This is a genomic window from Dolichospermum sp. FACHB-1091, from assembly GCF_014697585.1.
In the GTDB taxonomy this organism is placed as follows: domain Bacteria; phylum Cyanobacteriota; class Cyanobacteriia; order Cyanobacteriales; family Nostocaceae; genus Dolichospermum.
On record NZ_JACJSB010000001.1, the window covers coordinates 167,619 to 182,029 of the forward strand.

General features: G+C 38.0%; 9 protein-coding genes. 6 read left to right on the plus strand and 3 right to left on the minus strand.

Features of this window, described 5'->3' with window-relative positions; genetic code table 11:
* Nucleotides 1-19: 19 nt before the first annotated feature.
* Together H6G25_RS00760 and H6G25_RS00765 are read left to right on the plus strand one after the other, a co-directional pair.
* Nucleotides 20-361, plus strand: a complete 342-nt coding sequence (locus H6G25_RS00760; protein ID WP_028084444.1) for a recombinase family protein — start codon at nt 20-22, stop codon at nt 359-361.
* 246 nt (nt 362-607) lie between these two features.
* Nucleotides 608-1,810 carry a CBS domain-containing protein gene (locus tag H6G25_RS00765; RefSeq protein WP_190390855.1) on the plus strand — a complete coding sequence of 401 codons (1,203 nt, stop codon included), beginning with the start codon at nt 608-610 and terminating at the stop codon, nt 1,808-1,810.
* A 298-nt stretch (nt 1,811-2,108) separates the two neighbouring features.
* On the opposite strand, the gene H6G25_RS00770 is transcribed toward H6G25_RS00765, so the two are convergent.
* Together H6G25_RS00770 and H6G25_RS00775 are read right to left on the minus strand one after the other, a co-directional pair.
* The gene (locus H6G25_RS00770; protein ID WP_190390856.1) at nt 2,109-3,650 is read right to left on the minus strand and encodes an FAD-binding oxidoreductase; all 1,542 of its coding nucleotides are present in this window, start codon (nt 3,648-3,650) and stop codon (nt 2,109-2,111) included.
* Nucleotides 3,651-3,984: 334 nt separating this feature from the next.
* Nucleotides 3,985-4,881 carry an alpha/beta fold hydrolase gene (locus tag H6G25_RS00775; protein WP_190390857.1) on the minus strand — a complete coding sequence of 299 codons (897 nt, stop codon included), beginning with the start codon at nt 4,879-4,881 and terminating at the stop codon, nt 3,985-3,987.
* 336 nt (nt 4,882-5,217) lie between these two features.
* On the opposite strand from H6G25_RS00775, the gene H6G25_RS00780 reads away from it, so the two are divergent.
* The 4 genes from H6G25_RS00780 (at nt 5,218) to H6G25_RS00795 (ending at nt 12,817) form a co-directional block, all read left to right on the plus strand.
* Nucleotides 5,218-6,687, plus strand: coding sequence for an S-layer homology domain-containing protein (locus H6G25_RS00780; RefSeq protein ID WP_190390858.1), 1,470 nt, complete (start codon nt 5,218-5,220; stop codon nt 6,685-6,687).
* Nucleotides 6,688-7,179: 492 nt separating this feature from the next.
* Nucleotides 7,180-7,383 carry a bacteriocin gene (locus H6G25_RS00785; protein WP_190390859.1) on the plus strand — a complete coding sequence of 68 codons (204 nt, stop codon included), beginning with the start codon at nt 7,180-7,182 and terminating at the stop codon, nt 7,381-7,383.
* Nucleotides 7,384-8,093: 710 nt separating this feature from the next.
* On the plus strand, nt 8,094-11,351 hold the full coding sequence (locus H6G25_RS20960) for a calcium-binding protein (protein WP_190390860.1): 3,258 nt from the start codon (nt 8,094-8,096) through the stop codon (nt 11,349-11,351).
* A 326-nt stretch (nt 11,352-11,677) separates the two neighbouring features.
* Nucleotides 11,678-12,817 carry a quinone-dependent dihydroorotate dehydrogenase gene (locus tag H6G25_RS00795; RefSeq protein WP_190390861.1) on the plus strand — a complete coding sequence of 380 codons (1,140 nt, stop codon included), beginning with the start codon at nt 11,678-11,680 and terminating at the stop codon, nt 12,815-12,817.
* Nucleotides 12,818-12,890: 73 nt separating this feature from the next.
* Here H6G25_RS00795 and H6G25_RS00800 read toward each other — a convergent pair whose 3' ends face one another.
* Nucleotides 12,891-13,643 carry a hypothetical protein gene (locus H6G25_RS00800; RefSeq protein ID WP_190390862.1) on the minus strand — a complete coding sequence of 251 codons (753 nt, stop codon included), beginning with the start codon at nt 13,641-13,643 and terminating at the stop codon, nt 12,891-12,893.
* Nucleotides 13,644-14,411: the final 768 nt, after the last annotated feature.

Genomic DNA, 14,411 nt, shown 5'->3' on the forward strand with positions numbered 1-14,411 from the left:
TGATTTTTTTCTAAAAACAATGGCAACTGAAAAATCAAAAGACTCTTACATCAGAGACAAGCTAGACCAAGCCAGAAAAGCGAAAGCGGCCAGTGGCGGCTATGCCGGCTATGGTTCACCTGCTTTTGGTCAACAGTCTGTTAATGGTGAATTAGTCGAAAATCCATCTGAACAACAGATTATTGAATTAATTCGCCGTCACCACAAGTCAGGAAAATCACTTCCACAAATCGCCGCTTGGCTTAACCAGCAAGGATATCAAACCAAGCGGGGGAGTCAATGGCAACCTGTATCAGTTAAAAGGGTTTTAGACAGGCTCTATGGTAAAATACAAAGAATTTCCGGTATGGATGAAGACTGATGTACATATTGGCTCTAATTTAGAACCACAAAGTAAAAATGTCTTTTTTACCCCTACTGGGATAGATAACCCCGAATCTTATCCCATATTTACCTTTTGATAATTCAATCCTTTATATATAAACTGTTTCCCCCCTTTCATCCTTTACATCCCTCGTATTGTAACTGAAATTTATAGAAAATAATATGTATATGACAAAAAAATTTACAAAACTTTATAAATTAACTTCATCGGCTATTGTCAAATATGGAAATTGATGACCCACTCATTGGCGTTCCTTGCTTAGAAGATGCGATAGATAAGCGTCCACTGGTTGTTACACCGAATACTTCCCTAATTGATGTTGTCAATTTAATGAATCAGACGCGAGGTAATAGTTGTTTCTTACCTGATTTTGATTCAGAAATGGGTTTTAGTTCCATGCAAGGTACGCGGTCAAGTTGTATTTTAGTTATAGAAGAAAACAAATTACTGGGCATTTTCACAGAAAGAGATGTTGTTAAACTGACAGCGATGGGTAGAGATTTTACTGGAGTGAAAATAGCTGATGTCATGATACATCCAGTAATAACCTTAGTGGAAACTTCATTTCGGGATATTTTTGCGGCACTGTTTTTATTTCGGCGGTATCGGATTCGCCATTTAGTGATAGTCAATGAAGATACACGAGTAGTAGGAATTGTTTCCCCAGAGAGTATTAGACAAGTTTTGCGCCCCACCAATTTACTGAAAATGCGGCGGGTATCAGAAGTCATGACAAGCCAGGTAATTCATGCAGCACCCACAGCCTCCGTACTCAGCTTGGCGCAGATGATGGCAGAATATCAAGTTAGTTGCGTGGTGATAACGAAAAGTGGTTCTGGGAATGATGCTGAATCCGCTTGTAAACCAGTAGGAATTGTTACAGAAAGAGACATAGTACAATTTCAAGCATTGGGCTTAAATTTGCCTGAAATTCAAGCAAAAACAGTGATGAGTACACCGTTATTTTTACTGAGTCCAGAAGATTCCCTATGGTCTGCCCATCAAGAAATGCAAAAGCGACGAGTGCAGCGATTGGTTGTATCCTGGGATTGGGGCGCAAAGTTAGCTATAGTCACTCAAACCAGTTTATTGCGGATATTTGACCCATTGGAGATGTATGGAGTCATAGAAACCTTACAATTAACTGTAGCTCAATTAGAAACAGAAAAAGCTAAATATTTGCAGAACCAAAATAATGCTAGAGAACTATCTGTACAGCCTAGTTTAAAGGAGATAGGGAAACAAAACATAGTTACTAATGAAAATTTAGATAATTTGATTGCTACTATTGAAAGCCGGATAGAACACTTGATCAAAAATCCTGATTTATCCAGAGAATTACAGCAAATGTATTTAGGTTTAGCAACAACGGAGATCCAGAAAATCCGTCATTGTCTTAATAACAGAAAAATCGTCAAAAATTGAAGTTTTGGGAGATTTTACTATTCTCGACACAGATTTGTTTGATTGTGTTCACCTACTTAGGGCTTGCTGATAGCGTAGCGTGGCGTTAGCCATATAAACCTAAAACCATTTATTAATAAAGGGTTTCGCGGATTTTTACCACAAAGAGGTGCCAGGTTTTGGCTAATGGTGTCTTAAAATAGGTGCATTTTTCTTTGTCGGATTTGGAAAATTGAGGATATCCAGACAGTTAAAACTGTTCCCTGTTCCCTGTTCCCTGTTCCCTCCCCTCACAGACAACTTTTTCAGCAAGCCCTACTTATTCATGATAATCACTACCAGAACCAAACCGCCATTTATCTATTAACCGATGCCAATAATATTGTTTTTCTTGTGGTAGATTATTAACTAATATTTCTAACATTGGACTTAAAGTAAACAACCTAGTATACACAATTAAATTTACATAATGTAAAATCCAATCTAATAAACTTAATAAACCCACTTGGGGAATGATTTTTGCAACTAATAAAGGATGAGATAAACCAGTTTTTAACAAAGTTTTTGTTAACGCCCCAAATTGGACAATATCTTGTAAAAAAGGTTTTAAAACAGGTGTTCCTAACTGCTGCATTTGTGCAAATACGGCCGCGAGTAATTGGTTAATTTGATTGGGGTTAATTTGTTGATTTACTCCTACACTCATGGCTTTTTGAAATAGCCAAGTTACACTTAAACTCGGTTGATATGGTTGGAGAATTGCTAAAGATTTGGCAGATAATTGATCAGTTTTCAATGCTTCTGCAATTCCTACAGTTAACCTTTGTAAATGACGCACCATAGCCCCAAAACCACCAAAACTTAAAGGTGATTGATTTCCGCTACTATCTCCTACAAATAAAATCCGATTCCAAGGAGTTTGTAAAGGACTTTGACGATAACTGGGAAAGAAACCAAACAAAGCCCGTTGAAAATTGAGGTGATTAATTTCCACACCTTGATATTCTGGTAATAGACGGAAATATTCAGCAAATAAAGTTTCTAAGCTCAATCTTTCTGGTGCTGAATCTAAATAAGTGAACAAATAAGTTGTTCTCCCGTCTTTAGCGGGAAATGCTTCCCAAAAATATTGACATTGATTTTCCAATGCTGTAAAAGATAATAATAAATCACCAGTTTTATTCTCAGGAAATCCTGTAGCACAAGTTCCCACAACTAAACAAAGTGCATCTGGTTTTTTTCCTTGACGTGCTTGTTGGCTAATTGGTGATAAATTTCCCATGACATCTAATAACAATTTTCCAGTAAATTGGTTATTGATAATAACTCCATTTTTGTGAATTACTATGTTGCTAAAGGGTGTATTTTCAAATAGTTTTCCTCCAGCATTCAGAAAGCGAGTTTTTAATGTTTCAAGTAAATAAATAGGACTTATACCAATATTAAGAACATCTTCTACCCAAATTTCCGTACCTCCTGAAAAGCTAACTCGTGCGGGATTATATTCAGTAACAATAGCCTGGTTTAATTCCGTTTCCGTTAGTAATTCCAATTCCCGAAATACTTTTAATTCTTGGCGAGAAATATTCCATTCCTGTTCTCTTCCCCGCAAAATTCCCCTTTCTAATAAGGCTACGCGCACACCCCGCACAGCTAAAGCGCAACCAATTAAAATTCCCAAAGTTCCACCGCAAATAATGACATCAAATTGTAATGATTCTAAATTTTCGGGATTTTCTTGAACTACATTTGGTATGGGTGAGTTATTAGTTCTTAAAGAGGTTAAGATGGTATCTGCGCGACGCAAGCCGCCTAAAATATCCCCTGGGAGTTGAGAAAGAATTTCTTCAGTTAGTGACATATATAGCGATCCTAAATAAGACGTGAATACCTCTTCTTTCTATACCTTTGTTTCCTCTGTTTCCTCTGTGGTTCGTTCAAAAAAATCCCTTCACAACCCACTGAGGATTGTTATAGAAAATTCCCTTTTCTCATTTTCCTTACCTGTCTATCAAATAAGCAACAACTTACAGCGATTTCCAATCATATAAGGTACATCTTAGCACCCCCCTCAATCCCCCCGCAGCGGGGGGAAGAAAAGGATAAACTTTTGATATTGGAGGGGGTTGGGGGTGGGGTTCTTGTTCCGGGTTTGATGACAATTTGCTGTAAAGGACATTGGAAAAGATTAACCATTAACCATTACCCATTACCTGTCCTAACCAATTAATAATTTCACTATTAACAACATCTGGAACTTCATCATGGGGACAATGGCCAGCACCAGGAATAGGCACAATTTTAACATCTTTACCATCTTCCTGTGCTAGTCTATAAATATTCGCCCCTGTAATTGGTGTCCAAGGGTCTTCCTCACCCCAAATTACTAACAAGGGAAGTTCTAACTTAGGTAATAACTCCTCTGGGCTAGGTCCTGGGGGTGCGGTGAGAATAGAAGCAAAAACAGTTTGCGCTCCTGAGTCACAAGATGGTATATATAGTATATCTACAAGTTCATCAGTTACAGCATTGCGATCGCTGTACACTTGATATAATGTGCGTTTGATTTGTGATTTTTGGCGAATACGGTTAAAAACAAATTTACCTGTAACCGGGTTAGCCACTAACTTGTTAAAAGTCGCCATAAAAACCCGCAGCACAGGGTTTAATTCATGGGGACGGTGACTCAAACCACCCGCAGAGTTAATTAACACACCCCCAGCCGCAATTTCAGGATATTCCGTTAAGATAATTAAACTTAGAAGTGCGCCAATAGAATTACCGATAAATATAGCCGGTGTTTGAATATGTGCATTGTAAAAATCTTTTAATAATTCCGCCCACAATTCCATGGTATAATCCACGGTTGCTTTATCAGAACCTCCAAAGCCCAACAAGTCTAAAGCAAACACCCGATAACCAGCCGCAGCCAAAACCGGGATATTTTTTCGCCAATGACCAATGGAAGCCCCAAAACCATGAATAAGTACCAAGGATTGACCTGTACCCATAACTGTATATTGAATTTTGTGATTTCGCCAAGTCCAAACCTGTTTTTCTAATGTCTGTAAATATTGGGTTGTAATTGTCATTTGTAAAAATTCCAGTGTAAATTTCCAGTTTATTTATGATTATCAGTTGTCAATTGTAGCTTAGGTAGAAAGACAGGGAAACCTTCACGACTTGGTTGGGTTTCGTTCTTCAACCCAACCTACACAATTTCATATAGGACTTACCCATGAGTCACGGAATAACGAACCACTTCAGGCACAGAGAACACAGAGAAATGAGGGTTTGAGGAATATTTTGCGTAAGTCCTGTCATAGTTGTAATTGTCATTTTTGAAAATTTCAGTGTAAGTTTGCGGGTTATTTACTTATAATTGTCAATTATCATTAGTTTGTTTGCTAGGTGTGAGCTAAAATACCATGAATCCCATTAAATTAACTTATTGGAGTCAGCTAGTTATTGCAACTGCTTCTATTATCGCATTATCGCCTATAACTTCGGCATTAGCATTATCAAAACTGTCTTCTTTGTATACATCAAATCTGAGTTATTCATCAGACAAGCCAGTTTTAGCGGATAAATCTGACGGTGGAGCAGTCGAAATTCCTGTTCCCGCAAATTTTTCCCCAGTCAAAAAACCGGCATTCACCCTTTATATATGGCAACCCGGTGGTAGGATCTCAGAAGTAACAGCCCGCATTTCTATAAAAATTAAATATGGCGACAAATACCGCCAAGAAAGATTTTTGGGCGATTATAAATATAGGATGAAGCAAAAAGCCAATTTTGTCAACGGATTTAAATTAGGCGATCTTATAGTTGTTCGTTTGTATGATACCACAAATCGCTTTATTGGCTACAGTGAATTTGCGGTTTTACCGGAAAATACTGTGGTTAACCTGATTTTATCAGCTAATCCCACAGAAGATCAAGTAGTCCGCACCTTTTATGGTGCTGATATTAACAATGATAGCATTGTTGATGATGATACTACCAAATACGATTACTTCACCCAAGTTAATCACCAAAAAGTTACTTTCCTCAGCGGTTCGGAAAATATCAATATTACTCAATACCAAGCAGCGGGATTTTCTCAAGTTCCCACAACGGGCGCTTATCCTATCTTCCTAAATTATGTTGTTGGTAAATCTATCAATATCCTTGGTTCTAACCTAGCACAAGCCTTAACAGTTCCCCCTGGCAGTGTAACGCAGTTGACGCAAATTCAGGAAAATTCCAGTTTTGAACTGGGACAGCTATTAAGTAAATATCGGCGGATAGGTGTAGCTAAAGGTATTAAAGTATCATTTTCTGATATCTCCAAAGACTATTGGGCTAAAGAATATATTAGCGAATTGGCAGCAATGGAAGTAATTGGTGGCTTTCCTGATGGTTCTTTTCGTCCTAACGCACCAGTGACCCGTGGTGAATTGGCTGTCCTTTTACAAAAAGTATTTATTAAAAGTAAAATCCGTAAGGCGATCGCTTTTAAAGATATTCCTCCGCGACATTGGGCTTATAATGCTATTCAAGAAACTTATGCAATGGGCTTTTTTAACACTCTTGGTAGTAAAAAATTCAACCCTAGTCAAAAGCTGACCCGTTTAGACGTTTTTATCACCTTAGCTAAAGGACTGAATTATAAATTTACTGGTTCTACAGACAATATCCTTTCAGTTTATAGCGATGCTTCTACGATTAAAAGCGAACATCGTAATTTTATAGCTGCCTTAACAGAAAATAGTATAATAGTCAACTATCCAAATGTAAAATTGCTGAATACTAAAAAAGTTGCCACCAGAGCAGATATATGTGCTTTATTGTACAGGACAATGATCAGTAATGGTGAAGCAGTAGATTTCCCCTCAAAATATACTGTGAAAATTTGAAACAGAGCCTCTAATTCCTTCTCCCAGCGCGACTCCAGTTTTGACACTTTTAGCTAGGTCGGATAACACTGGATTTGTCCCGCTATTGGACTGTTATTGCTTCCATAAACCCTAATTAGTCAAAAGACATGATCTGATCCTGATTTTTGCCTGTTTGATAAAATTTCCCCAGTTAATCAGGATAAAAGTGTAACTGTTTTGTCCCTTTTTCTGGCTAGTCTAGCCCCGTAATTGCTTGTTTATTGGGGGTATTTTTAATAGAAAAAGGCAATATTACGGGTATTTGGTTAAAAAATGCTGTCATAATCAAGCTATTTCGATCAAGAAAACTGCAACTTTTATGTCCCATTTAATTAATTTACACCTCTAGACAGAAGTTATTTTATTTAATATAATCCAGTTGGGCAATAAACAAGTAAAACATTCAAGTAAAACATTTCGGTTACAGTTTTTCTGCATTTTTAAACTTTTTAAACCAAGGAGAATACCAACATGGCTCGCATTCAAATTGCTGACTTAGCACAGGTTCAAACTGAATTCAATGAATTGTCTGATTTGGAACTTGAGGCTATTATAGGGGGGGTGAACCCGCAGCTGTTTCCACTAGCTGTTGCATTTATTCAAGCACTTTATACCCGTCTCTCCCCAGCATACCGCTTAACGGTCAAAGGACTTATTTTACAGTTTATGAGCTAGTGCTCAACCAGGCTTGATCAATAAGACACAAGATTACATAAAGCTGTAATTATCTCGTACTAGGACATATATCCCCCAATTATCAAAAAATTCAGGGATATATGTCCTTTTTACGGATATGGTGATTTTTTCTCGTTTCCTCGTTCCTCGTTCCCAGACTCTGACTGGGAATGCTATTTAGAGGCTCTGACTCCAGACAAGTAGGGTGCGTTAGCGATAGTAACGCACCATTAATCAAATTTAGAGTGCGTTGCTTTGCCTAACGCCCCCTACAATTAGTATATTATTTTCTGAAATTCCCTAATTTAATTGACTCCTAACCTAAATTGGATATTTATAAAGCATTAGTTGGTCATTTTTTATTTACTCTGGTGAAAACAGACCCAGAGTGGTTACACAAACAAACTATTTCCTCGTTTTCCTCGTTCCCAGTCAGAGACTGGGAACGAGAAATCCCTGTTTTCATCCTTGAATCATAAATATCCTGATTCTGACAGTATAGTTATAGCTTTTTTGATCTTGTATAAACTGTTTACTGTTTGTATGTTATATAATAAAGTCGTTTCAGTCTAAGTCCATTTGGGGAAAGCTTTTTTGTGGTCTGCACTTCAACAAGCTCAGACACAATAAACTAGGAATTTCAGCCTCGACAGTGTTTAAGTCTTAAAATCTGACAATTTTACTGTTTTTTAACTTAAAAGGCGAAAAAAATGACTCAAAATCAGAATTACATCAATAATCTTCTGAATCCAGCCATTCCTGGCGTTTATGATACCTTATTTGAATATGCTTGTTCTCAGAATTTCTGGACAATATTAGGGACAGCTTTCGGGTCTAGTTACAATCGCTTACAAGCAGAGTCTATTCTTGCTCAGTGGAAATCAAAAAATTTCAGTGCTTTACCAAATATTCAAGTCGTTAGTGGTACAGTGCTAGGGAACGCAAGAGGAGGCTATGCTGCAACTCAGAATAAGATTTATCTATCTGATACTTTTCTCAATACTGCCACTGTAAACGAAATTCAGGCTATTCTTTTAGAAGAAATTGGGCATTATTTAGACGCTCAAATCAACCTCACAGACACCAGAGGAGATGAAGGTGAATATTTCTCTGCTTTAGTGCGTGGTGTATCTGTAAGTGCTACGGAAATAAATCGTATCCAAAATGAAAATGATCATCGGACTATTACCCCAAATAGCCAAAATATTGCCATTGAAGAAGCGGGAATTACCCTCTATGAGACAGTTAAGTTAACTACTTTGGGAAGTGGTTCTTTTAAGTCTTCTGGTAGTAATTACGTTTGGGTAACTACCAAGGGAGCAAATTCTGTTCTTAACCTCTACAACGGCACAACAACGTTACCAATTGCCAATATTGCCTATGATATTGTTACAACCGACAATGACAATATTCCTAGTAATGGTAGTAATAATAATACTATTACAGGTAATAATAATGTTATTACAGGTAGTAATAATACTATTACAGGTAGTAATAATGTTGTTATAAGTAATATTGCTATACGCGCCAGTTACAATATTTCTGGTAATACAGTGGTTTATGCCAAAAAAGATGGTAACGACTACGAAATTTATCGTTACAGTGGTGGCACAACAACCAAACTGACCAATAACACAATTAACGACTACGCACCTCAGATTGCTGGTAATAATGTCCTCTGGTATGCTAATGATGGCACGGATGTGGAAATATTCCGCAATAATGGCACAACCACAACTCAACTTACCAATAACGACACAGACGAGAGGGATTTAAAACTATCAGGTAGTAATGCTGTCTGGGTTGGTTCGGATGGTAATGACTACGAAATTTATCTGAACAACGGAACTACTACAACTCAACTGACAAACAACACCACCGACGATTATAGTCCTGTTATTTCTGATAATAAGGTGGCCTGGTTTAACTGGAATGGTACGGCAGAAAACTTGTTTTTCTACAATGGCACAACCACTACCCAAATTACCAATAACATTGAGGTTTATAATCCACTAGTTTCTGGAGATCAGGTTGTCTACTCTAAATATGATGGCACAAATTATTCTCTTGAGCTTTACAATGGTACTACTAACACCACAACCCAACTAGCCAGTCAGTTGTGGTCACAAGGAAACTTTAAGATTGATGGTAATTGGGTTGTTTGGGTAGATACAACAACAAATAGTAATAGTTATCCTAGTTACACATTGAAACTCTACAATGGAACTTCCACTGTATCATTGAGTAATAATTCAGACATTTCTGGTTTATATTCATACATTTCTGATTTCACTGTTGCCAATAACAAGGTGGCATGGGCAGAAATTAGTTATAGTGGTATCAGTAACACCAATAATATCTTTCTTTACGATGGCACAACCACTACCCAAATTGACGCAGGTACTGATAGCACTTATAACTTAAACATTGTTGGTAATAGTGTTCTGTCAATACGAAACAATGACTTATACATTACCCAACCTTCAACAAAGCCTAGTTTAAGTATCAATAGTGTCACAGTAACAGAAGGGCAAACCTCCCCACAAAATGCGGTTTTAACCGTCACCCTTTCTGCGGCCAGTACAACCACTGTAACTGTCCAATATGCCACCAGCTCCTTCTATTTAGGAGCTTCTCCGGGTGATGACTACACTCCCACTACAGGTACACTGACTTTTAACGCTGGGGAAACCACAAAGACTATTAACGTCCCCATTTTGGATGATAACTTTTCAGAATCTGATAAAACCTTTAACGTCACACTTTCCAATCCTACGGATGCTGTGTTGATACCAGGACAAAATATAGGCATAGTAACTATTAGTGACACTTTACAATCTAGTGCTACTACTACCCTACCCGCAGGTGTAGAAAACCTGACTTTGACCGGAACTGGGAATATTAACGGTACTGGCAACATTAACAATAACACTATCCAGGGCAACAGCGGCAATAATATCTTAGATGGTGGGACTGGAAGTGATGATTTGTCTGGTGGTGCAGGTAACGATACCTTAAATGGTGGGACTGGAAGTGATTATTTGTCTGGTGGTGCAGGTAATGATACTTACATCGTAGACAATGTTAGTGATTCCATTCAAGAAGATGCCAACGCAGGTACAGATACAATTCGATCTAGTATCACCTTGAGTATTGCCACGTTGACAAACATTGAAAACCTGACTTTAACGGGAACAACCGGAATTAACGGTACTGGTAATGCAGGTAATAACGTCATTACTGGTAATACTGGTAATAACACTATAGATGGTGGTGCAGGTAATGATACCTTAGATGGTGGATTAGGTACAGATACCTTGATTGGTGGTGCGGGTAATGACATTTATATTGTTGATACCAGCACTGACACTATTACCGAAAATGCCAACGCAGGTACAGATACAATTCGATCTAGTATCACCTGGAGTATTGCCACGTTGACAAACATCGAAAACCTGACTTTAACGGGAACAACCGCAATTAACGGTACTGGTAATGCAGGTAATAACGTCATTACTGGTAACAGTGCTAATAACACTATAGATGGTGGTGCAGGTGATGACATCCTAACCGGAGGGCTTGGAAAAGATACTCTAACTGGAGGGTTGGGAGTAGACCGTTTTGACTACCGCACTTTAGCTCATTCTGTTTTCAGTAACTTTGATGTGATTACAGACTTCAATGCTACTGCTAATAATGATTTATTCCTTGTTTCCACTGCCCGCAGCGTATTTTCTAATGTGGGATCTGTGCCAACACTGAATACAACGGAAATTGCAGCTAAGTTAACCAATACTGCCTTTGTAGCTAACTCCGCTGCTCAATTTACCTTTGGTGCTGGTGCTAGTATCCGTAGTTTTGTCGCTATTAATGATGGAACGGCAGGATTTAGTGCTGCTACTGATGCTATTATTGAGGTGACGGGCTTAACGGGGACTTTAGCATTAGCTAATTTTGTCACAGTTTAGTTAATAGACATCAGGTGAATATTTAATGTGCGTAACCTGAAACCCTTGTAGAGACGTTCCATGGAACGTCTCCACCCTTGACCGGAGATGAGGCAAAATATCTCTGAAATTCTCTTGCCTTTGTGATTTGTGCGTAAGTCCTATTATTTTCTGAAATTCCCTAAGTAAGTTGGCATGAAAAAACCAACCTGTGTAAAGAAATGTGTAAAGAAATGTAAAGTTGCCCAAAACCTCTTCCCTGTTCCCAGTTCCCTGTTCCCTGTTCCCTTGTCATAACGACAATTTTTAACTCTAACCTACTTAATTTAACTGACTAGTAACCTAAATTGGATATTTATAAAGCATTAGTTGGTCATTTTTTATTTACTCTGGTGAAAACAGACCCAGAGTGGTTACACAAACAAACTATTAGTAGTCTCAATTGGCTGGCAAAAACCAGCTATTATCCGGCTAATAATTGTTTAAATCATCTCCTTTACCAATCTTTATCTCTCCAGAACCCACGACTAGAACAAACTATACTGGGAATGAAATTTCCTAATCCTTTGGGTTTGGCTGCTGGATTTGACAAAGACGGTATTGGCGCTAGTTTGTGGCATAATTTTGGGTTTGGTTTTGCTGAATTGGGTACTGTTACTTATCACCCCCAACCGGGAAATCCTCCCCCTCGGTTATTTCGTTTACCTTTAGATCAAGCAGCACTTAACCGGATGGGTTTTAATAATGCTGGTGCTGTTGCTATGGCCGCAAGACTCAAGGAGGGGAAAGAAAACTTGAATTATCCAATACCTATACCTATAGGTATAAATTTAGGTAAATCCAAGATAACAGCTTTGGAATTAGCAGCCCAGGATTATCTAGAGAGTTTTCGATTACTCAAGGATTTGGGTGATTATTTTGTAGTTAATGTTTCTTCTCCTAATACTCCGGGATTGCGATCGCTCCAGGATGCTGCTATGCTCAGTCAAATCATAGATGTATTGCAACTAGAAAACAGCACCAATAAACCCATCTTTGTGAAAATAGCCCCCGATTTAGAATGGGAGGCCATAGCTGATATTATTAGTCTAGCTAAAACTTACCAAATTGCTGGTTTAATTGCTACTAACACCACTATTAGTCGTGTTGGACTGAAAACCCAAATCATTGAAAAAACAGGTAAATCCCCCCAAGAGGAGGGGGGAGGAATTAGCGGAAAACCAGTCAGAGATCGTTCTACAGAGGTAATTCGTTTTATTTACGAACAAACCCAAGGACAGATGCCAATCATTGGTGTAGGTGGTATATTTAGCGCTGAGGATGCTTGGGAAAAAATCACAGCGGGAGCTTGTCTGATCCAAACTTATACAGGCTGGATTTATGAAGGCCCAATGATGGTACGTCGTATACTCGCTGGGTTATTAACTAAGCTGGAAGAAAAGGGCTTGACATCTATCAGTCAAGCGATAGGACTGGGTAATAGCTGATTCAATTTTGGATTTTGGATTTTGGATTTTAGATTTTGGATTTTGGATTTTGGATTTTGAATTGTATGGTAGTTTACTCCTCCTGACCCCTAACTCCAGGGACCTGTTCTTGTATCGGGAAAAAATCCTTAGATTTACGAGAATAGGACCAAGCGATACCATCAGGATCACGGCTACGACTCCACTCAGGGAAATCTGGGTCGTTGCGTCGCTTGTAAACTGTACTGGAATAGACATTGAGTCTTTTAGCTAATTCAGATTGAATCAGTGAACCAAAAACTAACTGTTTTTCTAGGGGTTTTTTGATTTCCTCCGGGGTTGGTTCGGGTAAAGATCCAAATTCAGATTTCTCTTCCTGGGGTATTGAGGTTGGTGGTGCTAAAAGCGAACTGGCAATTTTAGTAACTGGTTGTCTGGGAATATCTTCCAAAGATTCACTACTATCAAAAATATCGCCGAGAATACTGGCAGTGATAAAATAGTAGGATTGTCCCTCATTTTCCGATTCCAGTACACTAGCGCCAAATTCCTTGGCTTTAGCATCTAAATAGCGTTTTCCGGTCTCTCCAGAAAAATTAGCCTTAATTGCCAAATCCATGGGTGTAATTTTTCCCTGATTTTCCTGAATTAACTCGTAGAAAAGTGGGTTAACTTGGTTACACCACTTTTGCCATGTATATTGCTGCCAAATAGTCAAAACCATTAACAGCAATAGGATTACGAGTAAAACTTTCCAGGTATTGACCAGTAAAACAATCACAAACGATATCGGCAAAATTAGAACGAGAAAACTTTTCCCGTAATTTTCTATGGTTTTTTCACTCATGCTGATTTTTGCCAAGTTATTTTCTATAAAATAATATTTCTATCTTGGCAAAAATTTGGACATTTGTTTGTATCTTTCGGCAAAAATTTCGCCAATTACTTGGCAAAAGCTAACTTTCCGTATAAAAATAACATAAAACACTGATAACGTATATACCACAAATGGACACTGAAGAGGAACGGAAAATATCCTGATACTGGGTTAGTTATGTAAATATTCCTTGATGTGGATCGAAATTTTTCTAAAGTGGTGCTAAAGTAACTTTACACACATTTAATTTGTAAATTGATGTTTGATCAAACTCCTAAAGTAAAGTGAAGTATTGATAATACTCTCAAATCATGCCTACAATTGATGAAAAAATATATTGATGAATATCAGTCTATTCTCTACCCCAAATTAGTTATCATACCCTTTAGTAGTAAAATTGAATATTATCTAGTTCGGAATGCTGTTACTAGGTCAATTTTATTGGTAAATTTTGATCAGAGGATGTTTTAAAAGTATTTTTGGTAATATTAAAGCCTCAGTAAACCAACCCAAATCCCTTCCCTACCTGCTACGAGAAGAGACAAAAGGAAAAACTTTTGTTACTGAGGGAGTAAGAGTCAAAGTCTCTCCTTCTGCGGGGAAGAGATTTACAAGAGGGTTAGTATACTTTCTGACTTCTCAAACATCTTCTGCTTTTGACAACATCTTGATCAGTACCGGAGGTGGAACAAGTTAAATAATTAGGATCTGATCTGGGATATTTTGGCCAAGTTTTGG